The organism is Ensifer sp. 22460 (genome assembly GCF_052044935.1).
Lineage (GTDB): Bacteria > Pseudomonadota > Alphaproteobacteria > Rhizobiales > Rhizobiaceae > Ensifer.
Map to the genome: position 1 here is coordinate 155,552 of NZ_JBQENZ010000005.1, position 24,565 is coordinate 180,116.

Here is a 24,565-nt window from a genome sequence, read left to right on the forward strand (position 1 = left end):
AGAGCCCATGTGGTACGCCCACGGTGTTCCGCGCGGCACGCCTCAGTTCTCGCGAAATGCGGTGTTGAAACTGTCAAGCAACGGACGCAGCGCGTAAAGCGCCACGCTGCTCGTACCGGTCTCTATCATGGCCCGCACCGGCATGCCCGGTACCATCTCCACGCCCGGCATATGGCCTAGCCTCTCATCGGTAACGCGGATCGTTGCCGCGTAGTAGGTGTGGCCGGTTTGCCGGTCGACCAGATGATCGGCGGACACATAGGCGACCGTGCCCTTCAACAGCGGAACCCGCCGCTGGTTGTAAGGAATGAGATGAACCTGTGCCTCGAGCCCGGCATGGACCTGGGCGATATCCTCCGGCTTCACCCGCGCCGCGACGACCAGTGCGCCGGCGTCCGGCACGAGGTCGGCCAGCGGCTCTCCGGCGCCGATGACGCCGCCTGTCGTATGAACACGCAGATCCATGATCACTCCGTCGTCGGGCGCCCTGATCTCGGTTCTCGCCAATTGATCATCGATGGCGTTCAAACGCTCACGCAACTGCGCCAGCTGGTTTTCCGTATCGCGCAGCGTGAGCGCGACTTCATTCAGCCGGTCGCTGCGCAGCTTGACGATATAGGACTGTGACTCGCTGATGACCTGGTGGGCGCGGGATATGCGCGCGGAGACTTCGCCGATCTGACCGCCGATGTCGGCCCTTTCCCGCGCCAGGATGAGAACCCGGCTCTTGCGTTCGAGACCCTTCGCGGTGAGCGCCGAAACCGTCTCAAGCTCCTGGCGTGAAATGGCACTCCTCTCCATCAGGGACGCCTTCTGGGCGCTCAGTCCGGCGACTTCCTCCAGCACTTCCTTGATCTTCTGCTGCGTGATCACGATGTCGGACTGCATCACCTGGCGACGGGCATCGAATATATTCTGCTGACCGTCGAGAATGTCGTGGATCACCCGGTAGTTGCCGGCTTGCTCCATGAGATCGGGGGGGAAGGCGACGTGATCCCAACCGTTCTGCTCGGCGGTGAGCCGCGCCTGTCGCGCCTCGGCATCCCAAAGTTGGCCGCGAAGGCTGTCCCGTTCCGAACGCGGCTTCGTATCGTCGAGCTTGATCAGCACCTGGCCGGCGGACACGGCATCGCCGTTGCGAACAAGGATCCGCCTGACGATCCCGCCTTCGAGATGCTGGATGGTCTTGCGGTTCGCCTCGGTCTCGACGACGCCGGACGCGATCGCGGCGCTGCTGAGCGGGGCGAGAACCGACCAGATCCCCAGACCAAAGACGAAGACGCCGATAAGCAGGTTTCCCGTCCATGCCACATGGCGCAGCCGCGACATCGGCGAGGCTTCGGCAAGCGTCACCGGAAGGCGTGTGGAGACCGCTGTGGAGGGCTGGGGCCCGGCTATCCCTTTGGCGTCGCAGGCGTAGCCATCGATTTCCGGTCCGCGTCGGGTCAGGTCGGATTTGATGAGCTCCATCGTTTTCTCGCCTCCCTCCTCAGGTGCCCGCTCGGGCCGGTGGCTGCAGATAGGTATCGAAGACCCAGTCGCTGTCGCCGAAGGCTTCGATCGTGCCATTGCGCATGATCGCGATCTTGTTGGTCACCGGGAGAATGCCCATGCGGTGCGTGATGATGATGATCATCATCCCCATGGCGCGCATGCGGGCGATTGCTGCAAACAATCGGCGTTCGCCGTCATAGTCCAGACTGGAATTGGGATCGTCGAGGACGACGAGGGCGGGATTGCCGTAAACCGCGCGCGCCAGTCCAAGCTGCTGGCGTTGGGCCCGAAGCAGGGTCGCGCCGCCATCACCGACATCCGTCTCGTAGCCCTGCGGCAGTTGCATGATCGCATCGTGCAGCCCGACAAGCTTTGCCGCTTCGATGACCTTGCCGACGTCGGTTCCGTCGAGCCGGCCGACGACGTCCTTCACCGCGCCGCCGAAGAGTTCGATGTCCTGCGGCAGGTAGCCGACATGACGCATGCCGCCGCCGAGCCGGAGGGTGGCAATATCAACGCCGCCGAGCAGGGCGCTGCCGCAGGTCGTCGGCTGAACCCCCGCAATGATGCGGCCAAGCGTCGACTTTCCGGAACCGGATGGACCGATCAGCGCAAGACAATCGCCCGGTGCCAGCCGCAAAGTAACGGCATTCAGTATCTGACGGTTGCCCGAAGGAAGCATGTAACCGACGCGGTCGAGCACGAGCCCACCCGCTTCGGGCATCGGTATCGTGCGTGCGCTCTCCTGCGACGCGATCGATATCAGCATCGCGTTGATGCGATTGAATGCGGCATAGGCGAAGGCCACGGCGCGCCACCCGCCGATCGCGCCCTCGATCGGGGCAAGCCCGCGACCGAGAAGCAGGCTGGAGACGAAGATGATGCCGGGGTTTCCGCTTTCCTCCAGGACGAGCCAGGCTGCGGACCCCATCATCAGGATCTGCGCCAGCATGCGCACCGATTTCGAGAGCCCGAGAATGGTTTCGGTGCGCTTCATCGCTTCGTCTTGCGCTTGTCGTGCGGTCTCTGCGTCGCGATAGACGAGTTGGGCGGCGCCGTTTTGCATATTCATCGCGCGGATGACTTGGATATACCGCAATGCAGTTGCGAAACGCATGTGGCTGCGGGAGAGCGCCAGGTTGGCTTTCATCAATGGCTGCCGGGTCGAGAATTCCGTCGCGATGGCGAGCAGCAGCAAGGTGAGCGCGGTGAATAGCCCGATGGTTCCGAGCAACGGATGGACCAGGAACAGAAGCAGCAGAAAGATTGGCGCCCAGGGAACGTCGAAAAGCAGCGAGCTGGCCGGTGCGTCGAGAAACTGGCGCAGGATCGATAGGTCCCGGTAGCAGTCGTTGGCGAGGCCCGCTTCGGTATGGGCTCCATATTCGAAGCAGGCCGTCAGCACGACGGGCCGCAAGCGGTGATCGAGCCAGCTGCCGATCCGCGACAGCGCGGCGCGCCGCACGATATCCAGAATCGAGCCGACCAACACCGCTGCCGCGATGATGAGCGTCAGCATGAGCAGCGTGTCGGCGCTGCGGCTCGACAGGACGCGATCGTAAATCTGCAACAGGTAAATGGAGGGAGCCAGCAGGAACAGGTTATAGGCGCAGCTATAGAGAAAGACCAGCAGGAAGGCTCCCGTGCAGGCCTTGAGAGCCAGGACCAGATGGGTTGGAAGATGCTGCGCCCCTGTCGGATTCGTCGTCATTATCGGATCTCGATCGGATCGGCATGATCGATGCTGATGCGGTCGGCTTGGCTGCTTCAGGCTTCTTTTGCTCGGGCTCGATCCGTGGCCAAATGCAACTCAAAGGTCCCGTAGCGTTCTTGCACGCCGCGACACAGGTGAAAGGAGGATCGCCGGCCATGGCCGGCGATCCTTGTCGAGCGACTCAGATACCGATGTCGCTGATGTTGCCTAAGGTGTTGTCGAAATTGTCGAGAACATTCGAGACCGCCGTGGTGGTGGTCGTCGTGGTGGTTTCCGAGATCGGGTTCGAATGAACCAGAGCGGCGGAAATATCGCCACCGAGGGCCGCATTGCCGCTGCCGCCGGCACCGCCCATGCCCGAGATGATCGTCGCACCTTGGTCGGCGAGCAACGTCGTCGTCTGCGTGGCAGTGGTGCTCGCGTCTACGCTTGCGGTGTTACCGCCGCTCGTGCTGCTCTGATCGCCACTCGAGGTCGGATTGCCGCCGGCGCCGCCAGCACCGCTGTTGGTAAGCGAGGCGAGGACAGCGATCGGCACCTGGACAAGGCCGCCGCCGTCAGCGCTGCCGGTTCCCCAGGCCGCACCCTGACCGACGTCATCGCCGTTGTCGACAGTGGGGATTGACCCGATGACGGTCTGCGTCGGCGCTACGGTGACAGTGGGATTGAAGTTGATATCGCCGGAGTTGGTGCCGTCGCCACCGTTACCTGCATTCGCGTCGCCCGCAATGGGATTGGTCAGGTTAATCGTGTCTGATGTCGCGAAGGTAATAGGCATAGCGTCGCTCCTCTACTTGTTGCCCCGTAGTCTTGGACGGTTCGATGCCACAGCACACCGCCGCAGCGGGGGGTCAGCGCAAAGCTATGGTGCGCGTGATCACCGGGGCGAACCAGCCGGACATTCGGAGACGTTCCTTTGGGTAGGGTCTGCCCGCGTTTCAGCTTGGCCGGCGTCAGGCGGACCCGGAGGCGCTCGATTCAGGGAGTAGATTGTGAGGGATGGCAGCGGAACGCCATGAATCCGCGGCGCCAGGGCGCGCTTGCTGCGCTTGAGCGGGAATGCGGGGGGTCAGCCGTGCAGGACGTCGTCGATTAGCGCGGCATTGGCCTCGGCGATGTTGCCTTCGCCGCCAGCTCCCCCGATGCCGCCGATCTGCAGCGTATGCTGGTCGACGAGCAGGTGGTTGAGCTGCTCCGCCTCGGCGGTGCCGCCTGCGGGCACGGCGATGTTGATCGGGTGGAAGTAGCCGATGTTGACGTCGACGGCGCTGCCGTTCGAATAGCCGTCACCGCCGCCGCCAGCGACCCCGCTTCCGGTGAAGATTGTGTCCGAGGAGAGGTTGAAGCCGCCACCCTTGCCGCCGACGCCGGCGATCTGCACGCCGCCCTGGTCGAAGATCACGTTGTTCGTCTGCGTGGCGTGGGCGTCGCCGCCGGCGGCGCCGACAGCAATGTTGATGGGCGAGAACACCGCGACGTTGACGTCAACCATGCTGCCAATGAAAGTGCCATCGCCGCCATGGCCCGCATAGGCGTCGCCATTGAAAATGAACGTCGCGCCCTGCGGCTGGGCCGGCGCGGTATTGCCGGCAACGTTATGATCCCCGCCGGAGCCGCCAACACCGCCGATCTGGGTGGCGCCCTGAAGGAAGGCGGCATTGTTTGTTTGTCCGGCCGTGGAGGTCGAACCCGGACCGGCCGCGACAGCCAGGTTCAAAGGCGCAAACACCGCGGTGTCGGTGCTGACGAGGCCGCCGAAAAAGGTACCATCGCCGCCACCGCCGGCCACGCTGCCGCCGCCATGGCCGCCGGCAACATTACCATTCCCGCCTTCACCGCCGATGCCCGCCATCTCGGTGACGTGCTGATTCATCAGTGCGGTATTGCCTTGGTGCGCATCGGCGTCCGTGTGCGAGCCGGCGATTGCCGCGTTCGACGGTGTGAACATTGCCAGCGTGTTGCTGCCGATCGTACCCAGGCTTGTGCCGTCGCCGCCGCTTCCGGCGGAGTTCTGCGCCGGCGCTATGTCGAGTGGAAGCCACGTCGGCACCAGTGCGAGATGTCCGCCGGCAACTGTGCTCTGATTGGAGTTCGCGTTCGGTGCCTCTTCCGACAAAAGACGAGTTTCCGCCATCGCCATCACTCCCATAGACTTCATCCCTCGCAGCACGATCATGCGACGTGTACGAGCGCGCATCGCGAGCTATTTTGAAGGCGGTTGCGGCAAAAGGTGAGCCTGCAATTCGGCTACGTCCGTTCGGGGAGGTTGCTAGCCGATCGGCTATCGTGGCCGGCTCACTTCGGCAGTGTCGCGCGCATCTGGCGCGGCGACTGGCCGAAGGTCTTGGCAAACGTCCTGGAGAAATGCCCCGCGCTTTCGAAGCCGACTTCGAGGGCGATCTCGATAAGCGAGGCATCGGTCTGGGTAAGAAGGTGCTTCGCGCGATCCAGCCGGAATTTCCTGTAAACGTGCGCGGGCGACATCTTCGCTTTTTCCATGAACAGGCGTTCGAGCTGCCTGCGCGACAGACCGACGGAGGCCGCCAGTTCAGGGATCGAGATCGTGTTCTCGGTATTCTGCTCCATGATGATAAGCGCGGCGTTCAAGCGAGGGTCGTTGCTCTCGATCGCGAGCGGCTTTCTCGGCTGTACATGAAGATGGGAGCGGGCCTTGTCGATTTGCAGAACTTCCAGCGCATTGCGCTCCGCCTCCCTGCTGATGTGGAGGCGCACGATGTGGGCGGCCATGTCGGCCGCACTGCTGCCGCCGGCGCAAGACCCGCGGGTGCGGTCGAGGTTGAACAGGCGGTCCGAGCGAACCTTCAGATCCGGGAAGCGCTCGCGGAACGCCTGGTAGTGGAGCCAGCTCACGCAAACGACGTGCCCCGCCATCAGCCCGGCTTCCGCCAGGATGAAGGTGCCGGTGCACAGGCCGATCAACGGCACTTTCTTCGCGGCTGCCTTCTTCAGGAAAGCGATCGTCTCGTCGTCGATCGGGTGCTCGTTCTTAAGCAGGCCGCCGACCATCACGATGTAGTCGAACTGGCCGGGATCGACGAGGTCCGACGTGGGCGCCACTTGTACCCCGCAGCTGGATGCAATCAGATGGCGGGTGTTGCCAAGCACCTGCCAATCGGCACGCACGCGGCCCGATTTATCGAGCTCGTCGCTTGCCAGCCGAAGCGTATCGATGAAGAGAGCGAAGGCCGAGAGTGTGAACGACCGGGCGAGCACGAAACCGATCTTGAGGCGATTGGCTGCAGCATCGTTGGATTTCGTGTTCATCGTCATTGCGAACCCACTTTAAACTCGTCATGCCCTTTGGTTGGCGCGCAGTCACTTGTCGCGGCCAAGACGCGTCCCGACGGTCGTCGCGCGACTTTGCAAGCGCCGATAACAGGAACCGCAAGCCTCCGGTTCCGCCGACCCGGGTCCCGATCCGTTATCCTATCTGAAATCTGCGTGCCAGGGGATCACAATCATCCACGAAGATCAGCCGGCGCCCTATGCGCTCTGTTTTTTCGGTCCCCTGCTGGCCGTTGCTCATCGTGGGATGAAGCAGACCTGCAACGGGCACCATGTCGCATGACGACGGCGCACGCTCGCCGGCCACGGCAACATTGCCGGCATCAGGGATTCCGGCGGTGCAAAGGAGAGGCTGGAGGCCTATCTGCAGGTTGCCAAGGGGGGCGACGGTTTTCAGGTCTATTCCGGCCCAGAACACCTCGTGCTCTGGGCGCTGCAGAACGGCGCGGCCGGCTGCATTTCGGGCCTCGGCAACGCCATGCCGCATGTACTTGCAGGCATCCTGAAGGCGTTCAATGCGGGGGAGATCGGCGAAGCCGAAAAAGCAGCAGGCGATCTTTATCGCTTTTCGCACCGACCTCTACGCGCTGGGCTTCGCCCCGGCCATGCTCAAGCGCGCGCTCTTCCTGCAGGACGCCTCCATCGGCGCCAGCCGCCAGCCGGCCCTGCTGCCGAACGCCGAGCAGGACGACCAGATCGCGGCAATCCTCCGCAGATACGAACTTCTGGGGTGATGCCACCAAAGCCGGCGACCGCACGACCGCCGGATCGGCGATGGAAGGCTATTCACGCGCCGGCTACTGCAGAAGCTGGTTGAACAGTTTTCCCAAGGTGCCGCTTTCCTCGGCAGGCTGCTCCGTGCCAGCGGCTGGTTGCTGGTCGGGCTGCTGCCCCTCCGGCGCCGGTTGCTCGGCGGCAACGTCGGGCGTCACGGCTTGTTCTTCAGCCGGTGGAGCGGGTGGCGTCTCGCCGCCCTCGGTCGCCTTGCCACCGATGATCTCTTCGATGGAGAGTTGATCGCCCCCGTCTTTCGCTGGCTTGCCGATGGCGCCACCAATGATGTCGCGGATTGATCCGGCCTTTCCTTCGCCGGAGAGAAGCTCATCGAGCTTCAGCTTCCCGGTCGGCAATCCCAGCTTCTTCAGCGCCGAGAGAGCGGCGTCCGGGTTCTTCAGCAGGCCTGAGAGATCGGGATAGATGCGCGGGGCAGCAAAGGAACCCTCGATCATCACAGGCACGCCGATGCCTTCGGTCGCGATATCGGCGCCCTGACCTTCGAGCGAGGCGACGACGCGCGGATCCAGGCGGAAGTTCAGCTGGTCGTTCGGAAGGTTTGCCTCACCGCTGCCGCTCATACGCACCAGCGGGCCGACGAGCTTGATATCTTCGGTGCGCGCGACACCGTTCTCGATGGCAAAGGATGCCCCAAGCTCGGTGAAGCCGGTCGCCTTGTTTTCGTTCTGCTTGAAGCCAGACGACATCAGGCCGACGAGGTTGTTGTAGACATCGGCGACGTCGATGCCGCGGATGGCGCCGTCGGAAAAGCGGACGTTCGCCGACCCCTGAAGCGCGCGCTTGAGCGCTCCGGCCGTAGCGCCTGCGCCGGTGATGTCGAACTGGGCTTGCAATGCGCCTTCGAGATGCTTGAAATTTGCAAGGTCGATCAGCAGCGGGGCGGCCGAAGCGCCCGCGATCGAGGCCTTCAAGGCGATAGAGGCCTCCTCTCCCGTGCCGTCAGCTCTAAGGTTCGCGGCCATCCGCCCGCCATAGAACGGGCTTTCGGGAAGGTCGAGGCTGGCCACACCCTCGGAGACCACCAGGGTGGTTGCTACCGGTCCGGCAAAGACGCGGCCATAGCCGAGCTTCTCCGCATCGACCTTGATGGATGCATCGATCGTTCGAAGCGACGACAGGTCCAGCGGCGCGTCGGGAGTGGGGCTGCCTGCTTTGCCCTTCGCTTGCGGCGATGCGGGGCGTGCACCGGCAAGCCGCGCGAGGTCCAGTTCGGCGAAATGGAGCGCACTGGATATCTTGAGGGGCGTGCCCAGCTCTACGGAACCGTTGCCGGTTCCTTCGACCCCGTTGACGGACAAGGTGGCTTTTTGAAACGCAACGCCGGTGGGGCTTGCGTTGACATCGCCCTTGAAGGCGAATTGCTCGATGCTGTCGCCGCCGCCCTGGCCGATCCAGGCAAGAAGCGCGCGCAGATCCGTGGCCGCGAACTTCACCTTGCCGGCATAGCTGCCCGCGAGCGCCGCCTTGCCGTCAAGGGAGAGTGTCGCTTCTGGCATGCGCAGATCGAGCTTCAGGGGCAGCTCACTCGGGACCGAGCCCGAGAGCAGTTCGCGGACCGGCAGTCGCAAATCGACATCGGCTGCTTTCCCGCGCCAGGCCAGGTTGCCGGATAGGAGCACGGGCTTGGTAAGATCTTCGATCTTGACCGCCAGCTTCTTGATCGTCACTTCGCCCATCGATGGGCCGGTGACACCGGGTGCTACGAAGGTGGCGTCGCGCAGGCCCGCAGTGCCACTTAGGTTGACGGTCTTTCGGAACGCATCTCCGCCGAGCCCGCGGAACGCAAACCCGGTATCCATCGCAAGCGTTCCCGACAGTGAAACCGATTGGCCGGCGAGGCTCGCGAGCTTGGAGATGTCGAGCCCTTTGCTTGCGACGCGTCCCTTGAACGTCGGCTCGCTCTTGCGGACGTCGGCGGTGATTTCGGCCGAAATGCCGCCGGCGTCTATGCCGAGATGTTCAAGCCGGGTCGTCAGCAGCCCATCCTTCAGCGTTGCCGTCAGTGCCGCATCGGAGGCGGAAATATCGTTGACGGTAATAGCACCCACAGTGACGCTGACATCGGCATCGAAGCCGGCGAGTGCCTGCAAGCCGGTCGAGGCCGACTGCTTTTCCGATTGCCCTGCCGGTTGTGACGACCCCGAGGCGCTGGTTCCGACAAACGCGCTGAAATCCAGCTGATCGGCACTGAGGTCGGCCAGGAACCGCGGCCTGTCACCGGGAATGAACAGCGCGTCGAGGCTGAGCTCTTCGTCCCCCACGAGCAGCTTGCCGCCGCGGATCTGGTAGCTGCCGTTGCTGTTGAGCGCTACCTGCCCGCTGGCCTTGAGCTCGGTCAGGCCCGGCGCAAGCAGCGGGTCGGCTTCCACCGAGAGGCTGAGGTCGGCGGGCTTGCGCTCGAGGAGAGGGCGAAGCGGGGAGACGGAGAGAGCGATCTGGTAGCGCCGGTCTTCAAGCCGGGCACCGGCCGAAAGCGAAAGCTCGCCGTCGATATCAGGGGCTTGGAGTGTAAGGTCGAGATCGCTGACAACGTCAGCCGCCCCGGCTGCATTCTCTTGCCTCAGCGTGCCCTCGGTGATCGAAATCGTATCGATGGCGCTTCGTTCGAGGAAGGCGACCAGGGCCGCGAGTGGGTCGTTCTGCTTGGCCTCGCCATTGCCGCCGTCGCCGTCTTCCGCCGTCGATGCGTTCTCCGGTTTCTGCCGTATCACCACGACCGGCCGCGTGAGCCTGACCTCTTTGACGTGCAGGCGGTTCGACCACAGCGAGGAGAGCGTCACGGAGCCCGCAACCTCGCCAATCTCCGCCGTCACGCCATCGCTTTGCGCGTCGAGCGAAACATCCTCGGCCACAACAGCCAGATGGGGGATGACGGAGAGCCGGACGGGACCCTTCAGCGCGATCGAACTGCCCGTCGCGCTCGAGAGCTGACGGCTGAGCTCGGCGCGCATCCAGTCGCTGGAAACAAAGCTCGGCAGGACAATGAGAGAGACGACTGCGAGAACCCCGAGCGCCAGCAGGCCGAGAAAGAAACGCCGCATGTGTCTCTCCGTTGCGATAGCAATTGATTCGGTATCGTTTTCCACGGAGGCGTGTTTTGCAACTCTTGCGGCGTGATCACTTGGATGCCACGGCACTTCCCGCACCTAAGGTGAGGTCCGTCGTCGTCTGTGCATCGGTATTCGTTGTCCATAGGTTTCCAGCCGCTGCCACGTAGTTTCGCGGGCGGTGGACGAGCGTAACCAGCACGAAGGACAGGATCATCAGCAGGTACCAGGCGCCGAGCTTCTGGAGAGAGAGCGGGGTCCAGCCATTGTGCTGCGAGGGATAGATCCAGGCGCGCGACCAGGTGCCGATGTTTTCGGCAAACCAGATGAACAGGGCGACGAGTAGAAAGCCGAGAAGCAACGGCATGCGGTGCCGAAACTGGAAGACGCGATAGTGCACTGTCGTGCGCAGAAACAGGACCGCCGTGATCGCAAACAGCGCGTAGCGCAGGTCGATGACGAAGTGGTGCGTAAAGAAATTGGCATAGATCGCCAAGGCGAGCAGCATCGTCGCCCAAAGCGGCGGATAGTTGCTGTAGCGCATGTCGAGGATGCGGGTCACGCGGGCGAGATAGGAGCCGACGGCGGCATACATGAAGCCCGAGAACAGCGCAACGCCGCCGATGCGGAAGATGCTTGGCTCCGGGTAGATCCAGGACCCGACCGACGTCTTGAAGATCTCCATCACCGTGCCGACGATGTGGAAGATCAGAATGACCTTGGCTTCGGCGATGGTCTCAAGCTTGAAGACGAGCAACGAAATCTGGATGACAAGGGCCGCGACGAAAAGGAAATCATAGCGGGCAAAGCCCATGTCCTCTGGCCAGAACAATTTTGTCGCGAGGATCAGGGTAAGCATGGCGCCGCCGAAAAGGCAGGCGAAGGACTGCTTGATGCCGAACACCAGGAACTCCGTGAGGCCGCCAAGGAGGCCGGCCGCCGGCAGCCGATCGAGCAGGCGGTGCGCCGCAGCGTCGATGCGCGCTTCCCGGCTCGTGAAACGCCTATCGTCCGACATTCGAGCCATCAGTACCGCCTCCGCTTCGCCGTTGGGGACGCGATGCCGGGACAATGCGGTTGAATTGGATGGACGACAACTGCCGGGTGGGCGGATATGCGGCCGGCCCGTTTTATGGCATGGGCGCCTTCTGGTGTTTCAGTGGCCCTTGCGGTTAGTCGCCTCAACGGGGGAAGGAATAGCGCTCGACGATCGACCAGATTTCCCTGTTGACCCCCTGCAACTGCTCGATGACTTCGTTGATCCGCGAAATCTCCGCATCGTTGATCTGCTCGATCTTGCCGTATTTGATCGTGTCCTTGCTGTCGAAGATCGCCATCAGCTGGGTGCTTGCCTGGTCTCCGGTCTCGTCGAAAGAATAGATGCAGTGGCTGTATTTGTTGCGAAGCTTCGCTTGCCGGCCGAGCTGCTGGGTCAGCGCGAGGATTTCCTGCCGTTGGTTCAGAGGTGTCTTGTTTATTTTGGCCAATCGCTCGACCAGCTCGATCCGAGCCCGCGTCGTATTCAACGTCAGGAAGATGATGATCGCGGTTTCCTTGTCCACGCGTGCAAGACCGGCGATCAGATAGATGAGCAGGCTTTCCGTGTTGGTCCAGGTGTAGTTGAGCTGTCCGATCAGGAGAAGGATGTCGTGAAATCTCGCCATGGGCACCTGCCGAGCTTCTGTTCAAGAACAATAGTGTTTCAGAATAACGCATTCCCGTCGTCAGTACATTCTCCCAATACGGCTATGCGGCGCACGCATTCGGTGCCGGTTGATCTGTGTGCAAGGAATCCGTTTAAAAGCAATTTCTAATAGGTACTACATTGGGCGGACCGGCGGCGAAGTCAATGCTACCCCGGCAAGGCTAGCCCGAAGTGGCAGCTTACAACGCATGTCTGTTTGCGACAGACTTGCCTCCGTAATCGGCGAGCAGGACGTGTTCAGGCCTTTGAGGGCTAGTACTGCAGCGAACGGGAGAATGCCCTTTTCAGAACCTGAAACCGCTGCTCTCCACCAAGTGAAGGGAGAGGCAGCCCAATATTAAATTGATTGCATATTAGAGCATATAGGCGCGCAAGCGCCTCGGAGGATCCAAACTTTCATCAAATCCAACCGCAGCCCGCCAATGGCCCAAATCCGCGTAAGAGAAGAATGCGGTTCGGCTATGGCGGCCTCAACTTGAGGTGATCGTCATGAGCAAGGACAAGAATATTCTGTTCCCATGGGACCCGAGCCAGGATCAAAGCCAGGACCAGGACCAGGGTCAAGGCCAGGGTCAAGGGCAACTGCAAGCTGAGCTCCAGGCCCAGCTCCAAGGCCAGGGACAAGGTCAGGGCCAGGGACAAGGCCAGGATCAGGGTCAAGACCAGGGTCAAGGCCAGGGTCAGGATCAGTCGCAGTACAGCGAATCCTACAATGGCAACCTGAACGGTAACGGCAACCTGAACGGCAACGGCAACGGCAACCTGAACGGCAACGGCAACGCCAACCTGAACGGCAACGGCAACGCCAACCTGAACGGTAACGGCAACCTGAATGCCAACGGCAACCTGAATGCCAACTTCAACGAAAACAAGACCGACGTTGATGTCGACGTCGACAGCAAGACCAAAGTCGACGTGGATGTGGACATCGACCTCGACGGCTACAAGCCGTCGGACGACGACTTCAACGACATCGACCATTCCAAGATCGACGGCATGGCGAGCACGAGCTTCAAGGACATCTTGAACGACTCGCTCAACGGCAACAACAACATTGCCAATGTCTTCAGCCAGAACGCCATCATGTCGGACGACGACAAGGCTGAAAACATCCACAACAGCGGAACGCTGAACCAGAACGGCAGCGCCTGGGGTGGTATCGCCAAGTCGGGTGACGGCATCCAGTCCGGAGCAGACGGTGGCGAGGGCGGAAGCAAAGCTTATGCCGATGGTGGCGCCGGTGGTGACGGAGGTCACACGGTCGGCGGCTTTGCCGCTGGCGGTAAGGGTGAGGGCGGTGATTCCGACAACGACGGCGACGCAACTGGCGGGCACGGCCTTGGTGGTATTGCAGCCAGCGTTGGCGTCGGCGCCGATGGCACAAGCGGTGACGCGAACGGTGGTGCCGCCACAGGTGGTGCCGGTGGTCAGGGTGCTGCTGGTCTCGGCGTAGGTCTTGGCCTCGGTCTTGGCCTCGGTGTCGGCGCAGCAGGCGGCGGTGATGGTGGCGACAGCACAGCCGGCGCCGGCGGTCAGTCTGGCAACGTCCAAAGTGGGAATGGTGACGGCGGTGACGGCGGTGATGCTGGTGACGGCGGCGACGCTGGCGGCTTCATCCTGCCGATCCTGAACTTCGCTGGCGACGGCGGCGACGGCGGCGACGGCGGCGATGGCAACAGTGTTGCACTCGGCAGGACCGGCAGCGCTGACGGTGGCGAATCGGGCGATGCCGGCGACGGCGGCAATGCTTTCGGCGCAGGCCTCGGGGCTGGTGGCGGCTACGGCGCAGGCGTTGGCTACGGCGGTGACGGCGGTGCCGGCGGCGGTGCCAGCGCCAACGGTGGAGCCACGGGTGATGCCTATGGCGGTGACGGAACCGGTGGCGCGGCGGCCGGTGGCCATGGCCTCGGCGGTCTTGCTCTCACGGGCTCGTGGGCCAGTGGCGGTGAAGGCGGTGCTGCCTATGGCGGCGACGCCTGGGGCGGAGACGGTGGTGCCGGCGGCAACGGCGGCTTTGCCACGAATGGCGATGGTGGTGCAGGTGGCAATGCCGGCACTTGGGGCTCCTTCAATGGCGGCGACTCTGTGGTCGAGGGGCTCTCCCAGGCGACGGCAGATGCCGTGATCGACACCAACGCCTTCAACCAGCAGATCGTGCTCGGCGCGAACCTGCAGGGCAACACGATCGACATGACAGTCGTCGGTGGCGACTACCATGCCGACGTAATCGGTCACGACGACAACGCTTGATTGTAGTCGACGCGGCCGGTTGCGATCATTCGCAATCGGCTTCGAACAGGGCTGCGCGGGTCTCCCGCGCAGCCCGTCATGACCCGATGCGCTTAGGGGCACTACCGGCGGCAAAAAGGAGGCCCTGACCTTGTATTCCGCAAAAATCACCGAAACGATTGCCCATTTTATCGGTCTCTTCCAACTCTCGATCGAAGACGCCCGCATGCGCGAGGCACACGAGAAGTTCGACCCCGACCGAGAGGTTCACAAGGATCCGAAGGACCTTGAAACCGCGCCCGTCAAGGTGACGGCGCCCTACGACCTCGACGACTTCAATCCCGACGTTCCCTACCGGCCGCTCGATACGGACATTTATATGCCCGAGCCCTACGGATACGCTGGCTTGCCCTTCCCGGAGTACCCACCCTCTGAAGGGATGTACGGTCGTCCGGAAACCGATGGCGCCGTGCAGAACACGTCGTTCAAGTCGACCTACTTCAGTACCCCGCAAATTCAGCCGCCCGGCTCGGTCGTGGTCTACAGTCAGCAGACCGCCGAACTCTCGGACAACGACTATGTCAACATGGGCGGACACGGCCTGAAATCCGTCCTGCACATCGATAGCAGTGCGGTCATGGCCGAACTCATCGAAGGCTCGCTGCAGATTTCGCCGTTGGGCCTCGTGGATCCCGCAGGCTCTGCCGAAACCGTCGCCAGCCTGGTGACGACCACCGCTGCGACGCTCGATGCCTACTCTGCCGGCGGTGAAAGCCAGGTGGGCGGGCTGGCCGCCAGCACATTCGTCGCGAAGGCAGGAACGCTTGAAGGCGTTTATGTCAACGGCGAACTCGTGGAGACCGCACCCGTTCTCAAGGACCATTTGCCGAACCAGGACGAAACCGAGGAAACGCCGGAACCTAAACTGACGGAGGGCCCGAAGGAGGCGAGCGGTGCCGTTGCGCACGGCGAAGGCGCCGTTCCGATCTCAACCTCGGTCGAACTGGAGGCCGGCAGCAACACGCTGGTCAACGAGGTTGTCATCACAAACAATTGGCTGCAGTCGAACGTCCTCGCCGTTGCCGGCGACCATGTTCAGCTCAACGCCATCGTCCAGACCAATGCCTACTACGACAGCGATCTGGTAAGCTCCGCGCTTTGCGGCGGCAGCCTGGCGGCGGACAAGGCGACCGAAGCGCTCAACATCGCGTCATTCAAGCACGTCGCTTCCACGGGAACGACACATAACGAGTCGGGTGTTTTCCCAAAGGCATGGGCGATCACCGAGGTCAAGGGCGACCTGATGATGGTGAACTGGCTCCAGCAGTTCACGTTCATGTCCGACCACGACACCGCTATCCTGGCGGCCTCCGGCTCCAAGCTTTCGATCATCGCCGGCGACAACACGTCCGCCAATCAGGTGTCGCTGCTTGAACTGGGGTTCCGCTACGACCTGATATTTGTCGGCGGAAACGTCTTCGACGCCAACATCATCCACCAGACGAACATCCTGCTCGACAACGATTTTATCGGCGCCGTCGGCGGATTCCAGATGAGTGGCAACGGATCCGTTTCGACCGGCGGAAACCTGTTGTGGAACCATGCCAATATCGTCGAGGCCGGTGGCGCCAGCGCCGTCAATCCGATGTCGGAAGGATATCTCTCGGCCCTGCAAGACTTTGCGGAAGGCAAGGACCCTTCGTTGAAGGACTTCATGCACGACGCCGCATTTGCCGGACTGCTGGGGCTGCGTGTGCTCTATATTTCCGGCGATCTGCTCAGTCTCAACTACATTTCGCAGACCAACATCCTCGGCGACAGCGACCAGGTGACGCTGGCAATGAACGCGCTGGCGGCGCGTCCGGATGCGGATTGGACCATTTCGACCGGATCGAACGCTCTCTTGAATTATGCCGGGATCGTCGATGTCGATACCGGCAATACGATCTATGCGGGCGGTGGCATCTATTCGGATGAGGTTCTCATCCAGGCCGAATTGGTCAAGAGCGACCCCTTCCTCGGCGGGCAGGATCCGAATGCGCTCGCGAGCGAAGCGGTGGTCTTCCTCGGCGACGGCATGCTCACCGCGGACACCGGTGATCAGGCGCAGGACCACGGGTCGCCGAACCCGACATCACACACGATAGAGACGGCGAGCTGCGATCCCATGCATAGCATGGTCGCCTGATCGGGGCGCGGGGGATAGTCATGACCGACCGCATCAATCCCGTCCGGCTGGTACGAACCGACGCCGACGACAAATTTTCTCCGAATGACGACGAAGCGGGCCGGCAGCCGGAGACGCCGGATGCGGACGCTGCGCGGCAGCAGTTCCTCCGCAGACTTGACCAACAGGAATACATTCTGGATCGCGCTGTTAAGGAGATCGACGGGGTGGCGGACCAACTGCGAAGAGCGGCGGCAAACGGCGCCAATGAAAACGAGAACTGGGCCAATAAGGCAGCAGTCCCGGTTCTGGGACCGGGCGCCAGGGTCGCGAGCGTCACGCCCGCGCCCATCGACACTACCCCCCCGCCGACAAACATCGCACCCGCGACAGTGAAATCCCCGCCTGCATCAACAGCTACTGAGGCAGCCAGCGTCACATCGCGGGCCTGGCCTCCAAGAGCCGAGCCCAATTCCCGGGTCGAGACGCCTCCGAAGAACGAGACACCGGCCAAGACGGAACCCCTGTTTGCACTGCGCGATCGGATATCGGTGGAACGGCAACCGTCTCAGGGCGAGCAAAAGCCGGAGCGACGCGCTGAGCGGCCGGTTATCTGGCCGACGGCCGAGATGAAGGAGAAGAGCTCGCCGTCGGGCATGGTCGTGATCGATGGCGATCGCGGTCCCATCAAGGCCGACCAGCGGTCCCCCGGCAATGGCGGCGGCTCGTCGAGCGGCAATGGCGGAGGCGGAGGCGGAGGGGGCGTCTTCCACAAACGCCTCGGACCGGTCGATTTTTCCGCAAGCCTCAGGGCCGGCGTCAAGGCGATCCGGCAGAACCTGATGATCGTGATGATCTTCACGATCGTAACCAACATCCTCGTACTCGCCATCCCGGTGTATCTGTTCCAGATTTCGGACAGGGTGCTCACCAGCCGCTCGCTCGACACGCTGGTGATGCTGACCGCCCTGATCGTCGGTGCGGTGTTGCTGCAGGCGATTTTCGACGGCATTCGCCGCATGATCCTGATGCGGACCGCGGTTGAGGTCGCTGCCCAGCTCGGGGCTCCGATCCTCAGCGCGGCAGCCAGGGCAGCACTCCACAGCAATGGGCGGGAGTATCAGACGCTGGGCGATCTGCAGCAGCTCCGCTCCTTCCTGGTGTCAGGCACGCTGCTTTCCTTTCTCGATGCCCCGATGGCGCCGCTCTTTGTCGTTGCGGTGTTTCTGATTCACCCGCATCTCGGCGCCATCGTCATCACATCGGCATTTCTGCTTCTGATCGTCACGCTGTTGAACCAGAGAGCGACGGCCGCCGCCTTCGGCGAAGCCACCACTTTCCAGACGAAGGCGAACCTTCATCTTGATTCGATGTCCCGCAACTCGCAGATCATCAATGCGCTGGCAATGATCCCGGAAGCCGTCCACCTCTGGGGTAAGGACATGGCCGGCTCGCTGAAAGCGCAGGTTCTGGCGCAAGACCGCAACATCGCCTTTGCGTCACTCTCCAAGGCCGCGCGACTGCTCACCCAGGTGACGATGCTCGGTTGGGGCGCCAATCTTGCTCTCCACGGTCAACTGACGGGTGGCATGGTAATCTGCGCCTCGATCATTGCCGGCCGGGCGCTCGGCCCGATTGAAGGCGCGATCGAGGGGTGGAGCCAGGTTATCCAGTCGCGCGCCGCCTACGGGCGCATTGCCTCGCTCCTGCAGACGTCGCCGCTCAACTTCGAGCGGTTGAAACTGCCGCGTCCGGAAGGGCGCCTCGACGTCGAGCGGTTGCTCTTCGTCCCACAGGGCACCAAACGTGTGGTTCTCAACGGCATCACCTTTGCGCTCGAACCCGGTGACTCTCTTGCCGTGATAGGCAGTTCCGGTGCTGGCAAGACGACGCTTGGCAAGATGCTCGTTGGCTCCATTCTGCCGACCTCTGGCAACGTCCGGCTCGACCTCATGGACCTGAGGAACTGGGACCAGCGTCAGTTCGGCGAGAGCATCGGCTATCTGCCGCAGGATGTGCAGCTTTTCCCCGGAACGATCAAGGCCAACATCGCCCGCATGCGCGAGGATGCAACGGACGCGGAGATCTATGCCGCTGCCAAGCTCGCCGACGTGCACGACATGATCGCCATGCTGCCGCATGGATATGAGACCGTCGTTGCCGCTGACGGCTCGCCCCTGTCGGGTGGACAAAAGCAGCGCGTGGCGCTTGCCCGTGCCTTCTTCGGCAATCCGCGCATGGTGGTGCTGGATGAGCCGAATTCCAATCTGGACACGTCAGGCGAAGCGGCGCTGACCCGGGCGCTCGCGCATGCCAAACGCGAGAAGATCACGGTCATCACCATTACCCAGCGGCCCGCTCTTCTCAACAGCGTCGACAAGGTCCTGCTCCTGGTGAACGGCACGGTTGCCCTGTTCGGCCACCGACAGGACGTTCTCAAGGCGCTTGCTGCCCGCGGCGTGAATACTGAAGGCAACCCGATCGACCAACCCCAGCTTCCGTAGGCGATGATGACGGACATAGCCAAAGTACATGACCTGACTTGGTACGCAGAGGTGCCGCGCTCGATCTGGAGGCACACCATGATCGGCATGGTGTTGATGGTGGCTACGGTGGGCGGCTTCGGCCTGTGGGCCTTCACCGCCCCGCTGGCCGCAGCCATCATCGCGCAAGGCAGCTTCGTCGCCACCGGCCAGAACAAGGTGATCCAGCATTTCGAAGGCGGGATCATCAAGGACATCCTGGTCAGCGAGGGCGATCACGTGACTGTCGACCAACCGTTGGTGCTGCTGGACGAGACGGCGGCGCTCGCCAATGAGCGCCAGTTCTTTCTGCGGCGGGCAAGACTCGAGGCAATCGTCGCCCGCCTCAACGCGCAGACGCACGGTCTGAAAGCGATCGTTTTGCCCGAGATCCTGACCCCGCACCTTAAAAATGACCCGGAGATCGGCCCGATCGTGCTAAGCCAGCAACTCAGCTTCCAGACCTGGAGGAGCAAGCTGGAAAGCGATCTCGGTTTGCTGAGACGCAACATCGAGAGTCTGGAATTCCGGTCGCAAGGCTTCCAGGAGCAGCTGAAGTCGGTTCGGGAGCAGCGCCGGCTGCTGCAGGAGGAATATGAAGGCAAGAAGACGCTGCTTGCGAAGGACCTGATCCGCAAGACGGAGATCAAGACCATCCAGCGGGCAATCGCCGACGCTGAAGGTCAGATCGGCAGGCTGATGTCCGAAGTCTCCGAAACGGGCTCCCAAATCCTCAAGCAGGAACAGCAGGTCAACCAGACTGAACAGAGTTACCGCGAGGCGGCGCAGGACGACTTGCAGAAGGCAGAGGCTGAACTGGACACGGTGCGCGAACAGCTGCGCGGGGCCACCAATGTTCTTCGCCGTGCCACGATCAACGCACCGGTGACCGGTACAGTGATCAGGATGCACTACCACACGTCCGGCGGCGTTATCGAAAGCGGCAAACCGATCATGGAGATCCTGCCAGCTGACGTGCCGCTGATCATTGAGGCCCAGGTGCTGCGCACCGAGATCGACAACATCAAGGTCGGCGAGAAGGCAACCGTACGGTTGACGGCTCTCAACCAGCGCACGACACCAGTGCTGAACGGCCAGGTCTTCTATGTATCGGCCGATGCCCTGCCGGTGCAGACTCAGGAGGGGACGCGCGAGGTTTACGTCGCCCGCATCAGCCTACCGACAAGCGAGCTTGCAAGGGTGCATAACTTTGCCGTGACGCCGGGTATGCCGGCCGAAATCCTCATCCAGACCGCTGAACGGACCTTCTTCGACTATCTTACCAAGCCGATCCGCGACAGCATGGCCCGCGCCTTTATGGAAAACTGACCGAGGCCTTCGCGTTCTGCCTTGCCGACTGCCCGAGATTTGAAACGATCTTGGGAGGGAGGTTACATTGGTTCTCCCGCAAGGCTTCAGTTCGCGGCGAAGCAATAGAAGAGGCCTTCGCCGCCCGTACCCTTGAAGGCTTCGACGGTGCAGCCTCCCCGCGTCGTGTGTGACGAGTTCCAGGATTTGGCCTCGGCGGAATCGTTCAGGCCCGTACGGTCGCTGTGACCGACGATTGCCGCGCCGTCGGCGCCGCCCATCGTCCAGTTGCCACAGGTATCCGGCGCCGCAGTGCCATCGGCCTTCGAGCCGGTCAGGATGTCATGACGGTTGGGTGTGTCGCCACGCCCGTTGATGACCTCGCCTTTTTCATTGAGCGCGGTCTGTTTGGTGAGGTTGTTCTTGTCGCTATGGAGCGAGGCCACGTCGTCGGCGATCTTCTCGCCCTTGGCGTTGTACCATGGCCCCTTGCCGATCCGGTCATTGGCATTTTCGCCGTCGGTGGACAGATAGGCTTTCCACGTCTTGCCGGTCGAGCCGGCCGCCTTTGCCAGGGTGTCGCAATAGGCGTCAGCGCCCGTAAGCCCGCCAAGATCGCCACCCTTTCCGGGGTTCACGCTGGTGACGAAGAAACTCATGCTGGTGTCCTGGGCATGGGCCGCTCCGGAGCAGGCCAGGACGAATGCGAGAGCTGCAAGTCCGCTTTTCATTGGTCTCTCTCCCGTCAGGTTTACGAGAAGCCTATCGGTCGCGCCTGGCGGAGTAAAATCGAAATGGCGTGATGAACGAGGGGAAGTGTCCCTCTGAGACGCAGGCGCCAGGCATCGTGTTGCGCGCCGGGCGCATGGCTGGCTTGCGAAATCCCATCTACGATTTCGGCGCGGTCGCTGTATATTCAAATCATCGAAGCGATGCACCTCCTCCCGCAAAGCTTCGACAGGTAAACGACCTTCTCCTCCTCCCAAAGGTCGTTTGCGAGATCAGCGCCACTCCTCCTCCCAAGGTTGCTGATCGGTTTTCTAAGAGCCTGCCGCTCCTCCCGCGGCGGGCTCTTTTGTTTTCACCGGATGGGACGCCAGCTTGCGCACGTCGCTTTCTTCGGAAGCGGCAGCTACACCCGCTCGATCATGGATCGCGTTCTGCCGCTTGCATAGGCGCAGGGCTACGAAGCCGATAATCTGGTCTGTGCAGGCGACCGGCAGCACGGACGCCCCGACACCGATGAACATGTACAAATGCTTCCTCGACCTCGACCTCGACGTCCGGCCGGCGCAAGCGGTGGTCAAAGTCGACGATACCGGCGTCGGCATCGACGAGGGGCGCGAGGCTGGCTGCTGGACCGTCGGGCTCAGCCTGAGCGGCAAGGATGTCGAACACCGAAAAGAATGCGCTTCGGGAAAAGGCGTCGGCGGCGCTGAAGAGACACCGGCCGGATTACCTCATCGATACGGTCGCTGACCTCCTGCCAGTGCTCGAGGAAATCGAACAGCGGCTGGCGAAGGGAGAGGCCCCGGACGTGAGCGATGCTCGCGCCCTGGACGCGGCGCTCCCCGCAGCATGCCCAGAGCGAGCGCGCATGTGACACGTCCCAACTCTGCGGAACAAACCGCCGGCTAGATAGTTCAGCGTCCAGGAGGTTCCAATGTCTATCCGGCACTTGAAGTCCAGTGTGGAACAGAAATCACCGCGGTGGGCGTTCCACCATGGCGCGGGACGTCTCCGCCGGACGGAAGGTGACGGTGCACACAGCCGATCGGTCGCGGAAGGAAGCCGAACGCAGATCGTCGACGCGGGTGACGGCGGCCTGGTGGCGCCGGACCTCGAAGCCACCCCTGCACCCGATCGTAGCCGCCAACCGGCTCCTCACGATTACAGCCGTCCGGCGACGAAGATCGGCAAGCTGCTTTCCGTCGAGCCTATGCGCGATGAAGACTGTTCTGGCGGGCCGGTCTGGTTGGCTGTGCTCGGCGACAACACCAGTGAAGCCATGCGACAATTCATGGGACTGGTACTCGCCTTCATCTTCCTGTCGGCAGTCTTCTTCTGGTTTCTTACGTAGCGCGGCAACGTGTGTCGCATGACTGGAAGTCACCCTATCTCTGCAGCGCCGCCACTGTTGACGACCGACGGCCACACCCTAGATAACCCGCGACATCCCTCCTCCCAAGTCTAGTGAGCTTATCATGCACTATCGAACATTCGGCCGTAGCAGCCTTCGCATATCCGAGATCGGCTATGGCGCCTGGGGCATCGGCAAGAGCCAGTGGAAGGGAGCGAGTGATGACGAATCCGCTCGGGCCCTCAACCGGGCGGTCGATCTCGGCCTGAACTTCATCGATACCGCACTCGGCTACGGCCAGGGTCACAGCGAGAAGCTGATCGGGGCCTTGCTGCGCGAGCGGTCGGAGACGATCCATGTCGCCACCAAGATCCCGCCGAAGAACATGCAATGGCCTGCCCACGCCGGCACGCCGGCCGAGCAGACTTTTCCGGCCGATCATGTGATCGCCTGTACCGAGACGAGCCTGCGCAATCTTGGCGTCGAGACGATCGACGTGCAGCAGTTCCATGTCTGGTCGGATGAGTGGGTCGGTCGCGGCGACTGGTTGGAGGCGGTCGAGCGGCTGAAACGCGACGGCAAGATCCGTTTCTTCGGCGTCTCGATCAACGACTACGAGCCGGACAACGCACTGAGGCTGATCGAAAGCGGCGTGGTCGACAGCGTGCAGGTGATTTACAACATCTTCGAACAGGCGCCAGAGGAAAAGCTGCTGCCGGCCTGCCTCGAAAACAATGTCGGCGTCATCGTCCGCGTGGCGCTGGACGAAGGCGGCCTGACTGGCCAGATCCGGGCCGACACCGTCTTCCCCGAGGGCGATTTTCGCGAGACCTATTTCCGCGGCGAGCGCAAGCGCGAAGTCGCGGAGCGCACGCAGAAGATCGTCGAAGACCTGGAAATCGCGCCCGATGCGCTCGCCGAAACGGCGCTGCGTTTCGTGCTCAGCCATCCCGCGGTCTCAACGGCTATTCCCGGCATGCGCTCGGTTCGCAACGTCGAGCGCAACTGCGCCATCGGCGACGGCCTCGGCTTGCCGGACACTCAACGTGCAAAGCTGAGCGCCCACCAGTGGCGGCGCAACTTCTATCGGGATTGAACGGCCCGGCGGGCATTGGCTGCCTGGCTGCCGTTCAGACACTCACCCTAGAGATCATTGCCGACGGGCGCCTTCTCTTTCGGTGCCCCCGCGGGCCCGGATGTGCTATCCATATGGTTTCAGGAGTACGACGCTGCTCGCGCGATATGTTGAAGGCTTGCGAGGTTGCCGGAATGAGGCCCGGTGGCGCCGCACCGGCCGTGCTCAGCTGGAGAAAAGGCAATGTCGGAAACGGTCAACGTCCGCTACATGGTCGACAATGTCGAGGCGGCGATCGCCTGGTACACCACCCATCTCGGCTTTTCGCTGCTGTCGAGCTACGCGCCGGCCTTCGCGGATGTACAGCGAGGTGCACTGCGGCTGCTGCTCAGCGGGCCGACGAGCTCGGCGGGCAGGCCGATGGCGGATGGCGAGAAGCCGGGGCCCGGCGGCTGGAACCGCATTCACCTCATTGTCGATGACCTCAACGCCGAGGTAGAGCGGCTGCGCCGCGCCGGCGTCAGGTTTCGCAACGACATCGTCACAGGCCCCGGAGGGGCGCAGATCCTTTTGATCGACCCCTCCGGAAATGTCGTCGAACTGTTTCAGCCGGCGCGCCGGTAACTCTGGCGCCCTGGACACGTTCCTTGACGCCGCGCGTACCGTTGGAAATGCGAGAGGCGGATCTGGTCTAGGCGGCGCTGGTGTCGACCACTTCGAAATCGTGCGTGATCGTCGCGGTCTTGGCGAGCATGGCCGAGGCCGAGCAGTATTTTTCGATCGAGAGCGATATGGCGCGTTCGACTTTGTTGACCGCCAGCCCACGTCCCTTGACGATGAAATGCATGTGGATGCGGGTAAAGACGCGCGGTTCCGTCTCAGCGCGGTCCGCATCGAGTTCGACGATGCAATCCTCCACCGGCTCGCGACCCTTTTCCAGGATGTGAACGACATCGTAGGCCGAGCAGCCGCCGGTGCCGATCAGCACCAATTCCATCGGGCTCGGACCCGGCGTGCGCCCTTCCTCACCGAAGGCGCTTCCCAATACGACCTTGTGGCCGCTTCCGGACTCTCCGACGAAGGTCCGGTCTTCCACCCATTTGACGCGTGCTTTCATGTGTCT

At 62.5% G+C, this 24,565-nt stretch carries 19 protein-coding genes and 1 pseudogene; 9 read left to right on the forward strand and 11 right to left on the reverse strand.

Annotated features, from left to right (window positions below; all coding sequences use genetic code 11):
• Positions 1–42: 42 nt before the first annotated feature.
• The 5 genes from ACTJKM_RS08220 to ACTJKM_RS08240 form a co-directional block, all read right to left on the reverse strand.
• Positions 43–1,470, reverse strand: a complete 1,428-nt coding sequence (locus ACTJKM_RS08220; RefSeq protein ID WP_113512099.1) for an HlyD family type I secretion periplasmic adaptor subunit — start codon at positions 1,468–1,470, stop codon at positions 43–45.
• Between the two features lie 19 nt (positions 1,471–1,489).
• Complete coding sequence (locus ACTJKM_RS08225; protein ID WP_113512098.1) at positions 1,490–3,205, reverse strand: type I secretion system permease/ATPase; 1,716 nt, start codon at positions 3,203–3,205, stop codon at positions 1,490–1,492.
• 184 nt (positions 3,206–3,389) lie between these two features.
• Complete coding sequence (locus tag ACTJKM_RS08230) at positions 3,390–3,986, reverse strand: hypothetical protein (protein WP_058330014.1); 597 nt, start codon at positions 3,984–3,986, stop codon at positions 3,390–3,392.
• Positions 3,987–4,277: 291 nt separating this feature from the next.
• The gene (locus tag ACTJKM_RS08235; RefSeq protein WP_113512205.1) at positions 4,278–5,342 is read right to left on the reverse strand and encodes a hypothetical protein; all 1,065 of its coding nucleotides are present in this window, start codon (positions 5,340–5,342) and stop codon (positions 4,278–4,280) included.
• Between the two features lie 161 nt (positions 5,343–5,503).
• Positions 5,504–6,493, reverse strand: coding sequence for a GlxA family transcriptional regulator (locus tag ACTJKM_RS08240; RefSeq protein ID WP_058322163.1), 990 nt, complete (start codon positions 6,491–6,493; stop codon positions 5,504–5,506).
• 316 nt (positions 6,494–6,809) lie between these two features.
• Here ACTJKM_RS08240 and ACTJKM_RS08245 point away from each other — a divergent pair.
• Positions 6,810–7,248, forward strand: a pseudogene (locus tag ACTJKM_RS08245) (dihydrodipicolinate synthase family protein); the annotation flags it as partial.
• Between the two features lie 63 nt (positions 7,249–7,311).
• On the opposite strand, the gene ACTJKM_RS08250 reads toward ACTJKM_RS08245, so the two are convergent.
• The 3 genes from ACTJKM_RS08250 to ACTJKM_RS08260 form a co-directional block, all read right to left on the reverse strand.
• The gene (locus ACTJKM_RS08250; RefSeq protein WP_113512096.1) at positions 7,312–10,350 is read right to left on the reverse strand and encodes an AsmA family protein; all 3,039 of its coding nucleotides are present in this window, start codon (positions 10,348–10,350) and stop codon (positions 7,312–7,314) included.
• A gap of 76 nt (positions 10,351–10,426) precedes the next feature.
• Positions 10,427–11,374, reverse strand: a complete 948-nt coding sequence (locus tag ACTJKM_RS08255) for a DUF817 domain-containing protein (RefSeq protein WP_082663778.1) — start codon at positions 11,372–11,374, stop codon at positions 10,427–10,429.
• Positions 11,375–11,537: 163 nt separating this feature from the next.
• On the reverse strand, positions 11,538–12,020 hold the full coding sequence (locus ACTJKM_RS08260; protein ID WP_058322131.1) for a hypothetical protein: 483 nt from the start codon (positions 12,018–12,020) through the stop codon (positions 11,538–11,540).
• 530 nt (positions 12,021–12,550) lie between these two features.
• Here ACTJKM_RS08260 and ACTJKM_RS08265 point away from each other — a divergent pair.
• The 4 genes from ACTJKM_RS08265 (at position 12,551) to ACTJKM_RS08280 (ending at position 20,308) form a co-directional block, all read left to right on the forward strand.
• Positions 12,551–14,311: a hypothetical protein gene (locus ACTJKM_RS08265; protein WP_058330012.1), complete on the forward strand. Its 1,761-nt coding sequence runs from the start codon at positions 12,551–12,553 to the stop codon at positions 14,309–14,311.
• 130 nt (positions 14,312–14,441) lie between these two features.
• Positions 14,442–16,478, forward strand: coding sequence for a type I secretion protein (locus ACTJKM_RS08270; RefSeq protein ID WP_245296306.1), 2,037 nt, complete (start codon positions 14,442–14,444; stop codon positions 16,476–16,478).
• 20 nt (positions 16,479–16,498) lie between these two features.
• Positions 16,499–18,961, forward strand: coding sequence for a type I secretion system permease/ATPase (locus ACTJKM_RS08275; protein ID WP_440660189.1), 2,463 nt, complete (start codon positions 16,499–16,501; stop codon positions 18,959–18,961).
• Positions 18,962–18,967: 6 nt separating this feature from the next.
• A complete protein-coding gene (locus ACTJKM_RS08280; protein ID WP_058330140.1) occupies positions 18,968–20,308 on the forward strand; it encodes an HlyD family type I secretion periplasmic adaptor subunit in 1,341 nt (446 codons plus the stop codon).
• An 86-nt stretch (positions 20,309–20,394) separates the two neighbouring features.
• On the opposite strand, the gene ACTJKM_RS08285 is transcribed toward ACTJKM_RS08280, so the two are convergent.
• Both ACTJKM_RS08285 and ACTJKM_RS08290 read right to left on the reverse strand, forming a co-directional pair.
• Positions 20,395–21,018: a hypothetical protein gene (locus ACTJKM_RS08285; protein ID WP_440660191.1), complete on the reverse strand. Its 624-nt coding sequence runs from the start codon at positions 21,016–21,018 to the stop codon at positions 20,395–20,397.
• 309 nt (positions 21,019–21,327) lie between these two features.
• On the reverse strand, positions 21,328–21,537 hold the full coding sequence (locus ACTJKM_RS08290) for a hypothetical protein (protein WP_058330009.1): 210 nt from the start codon (positions 21,535–21,537) through the stop codon (positions 21,328–21,330).
• On the opposite strand from ACTJKM_RS08290, the gene ACTJKM_RS08295 reads away from it, so the two are divergent.
• The 4 genes from ACTJKM_RS08295 (at position 21,530) to ACTJKM_RS08310 (ending at position 24,066) form a co-directional block, all read left to right on the forward strand.
• Entirely contained in the window at positions 21,530–21,766 is a 237-nt protein-coding gene (locus ACTJKM_RS08295; RefSeq protein ID WP_156437204.1) for a hypothetical protein, read from the forward strand. The genes ACTJKM_RS08290 and ACTJKM_RS08295 overlap by 8 nt on opposite strands.
• Positions 21,767–21,950: 184 nt before the next feature.
• Entirely contained in the window at positions 21,951–22,367 is a 417-nt protein-coding gene (locus tag ACTJKM_RS08300; RefSeq protein ID WP_156437202.1) for a hypothetical protein, read from the forward strand.
• Positions 22,368–22,491: 124 nt separating this feature from the next.
• Positions 22,492–23,463 carry an aldo/keto reductase gene (locus ACTJKM_RS08305; protein ID WP_058330006.1) on the forward strand — a complete coding sequence of 324 codons (972 nt, stop codon included), beginning with the start codon at positions 22,492–22,494 and terminating at the stop codon, positions 23,461–23,463.
• 222 nt (positions 23,464–23,685) lie between these two features.
• Positions 23,686–24,066 (forward strand): VOC family protein, encoded by a 381-nt coding sequence (locus ACTJKM_RS08310; protein ID WP_058330005.1) that lies wholly within the window; start codon positions 23,686–23,688, stop codon positions 24,064–24,066.
• A 67-nt stretch (positions 24,067–24,133) separates the two neighbouring features.
• Here ACTJKM_RS08310 and ACTJKM_RS08315 read toward each other — a convergent pair whose 3' ends face one another.
• Complete coding sequence (locus tag ACTJKM_RS08315) at positions 24,134–24,559, reverse strand: OsmC family protein (protein ID WP_058330004.1); 426 nt, start codon at positions 24,557–24,559, stop codon at positions 24,134–24,136.
• Between the last annotated feature and the right edge of the window lie 6 nt (positions 24,560–24,565).

Coding starts and splice junctions, on each gene's coding strand:
- ACTJKM_RS08225 (WP_113512098.1), bottom strand. CDS start 3,205: ATGACGACGAATCCGACAGGGGCGCAGCATCTTCCAACCCATCTGGTC.
- ACTJKM_RS08300 (WP_156437202.1), top strand. CDS start 21,951: ATGTCTATCCGGCACTTGAAGTCCAGTGTGGAACAGAAATCACCGCGG.
- ACTJKM_RS08285 (WP_440660191.1), bottom strand. CDS start 21,018: ATGAAAAGCGGACTTGCAGCTCTCGCATTCGTCCTGGCCTGCTCCGGA.
- ACTJKM_RS08230 (WP_058330014.1), bottom strand. CDS start 3,986: ATGCCTATTACCTTCGCGACATCAGACACGATTAACCTGACCAATCCC.
- ACTJKM_RS08280 (WP_058330140.1), top strand. CDS start 18,968: ATGACGGACATAGCCAAAGTACATGACCTGACTTGGTACGCAGAGGTG.
- ACTJKM_RS08305 (WP_058330006.1), top strand. CDS start 22,492: ATGCACTATCGAACATTCGGCCGTAGCAGCCTTCGCATATCCGAGATC.
- ACTJKM_RS08255 (WP_082663778.1), bottom strand. CDS start 11,374: ATGTCGGACGATAGGCGTTTCACGAGCCGGGAAGCGCGCATCGACGCT.
- ACTJKM_RS08315 (WP_058330004.1), bottom strand. CDS start 24,559: ATGAAAGCACGCGTCAAATGGGTGGAAGACCGGACCTTCGTCGGAGAG.
- ACTJKM_RS08290 (WP_058330009.1), bottom strand. CDS start 21,537: ATGTTCATCGGTGTCGGGGCGTCCGTGCTGCCGGTCGCCTGCACAGAC.
- ACTJKM_RS08250 (WP_113512096.1), bottom strand. CDS start 10,350: ATGCGGCGTTTCTTTCTCGGCCTGCTGGCGCTCGGGGTTCTCGCAGTC.
- ACTJKM_RS08275 (WP_440660189.1), top strand. CDS start 16,499: ATGACCGACCGCATCAATCCCGTCCGGCTGGTACGAACCGACGCCGAC.
- ACTJKM_RS08260 (WP_058322131.1), bottom strand. CDS start 12,020: ATGGCGAGATTTCACGACATCCTTCTCCTGATCGGACAGCTCAACTAC.
- ACTJKM_RS08235 (WP_113512205.1), bottom strand. CDS start 5,342: ATGGCGGAAACTCGTCTTTTGTCGGAAGAGGCACCGAACGCGAACTCC.
- ACTJKM_RS08310 (WP_058330005.1), top strand. CDS start 23,686: ATGTCGGAAACGGTCAACGTCCGCTACATGGTCGACAATGTCGAGGCG.
- ACTJKM_RS08240 (WP_058322163.1), bottom strand. CDS start 6,493: ATGAACACGAAATCCAACGATGCTGCAGCCAATCGCCTCAAGATCGGT.
- ACTJKM_RS08265 (WP_058330012.1), top strand. CDS start 12,551: ATGAGCAAGGACAAGAATATTCTGTTCCCATGGGACCCGAGCCAGGAT.
- ACTJKM_RS08295 (WP_156437204.1), top strand. CDS start 21,530: ATGAACATGTACAAATGCTTCCTCGACCTCGACCTCGACGTCCGGCCG.
- ACTJKM_RS08220 (WP_113512099.1), bottom strand. CDS start 1,470: ATGGAGCTCATCAAATCCGACCTGACCCGACGCGGACCGGAAATCGAT.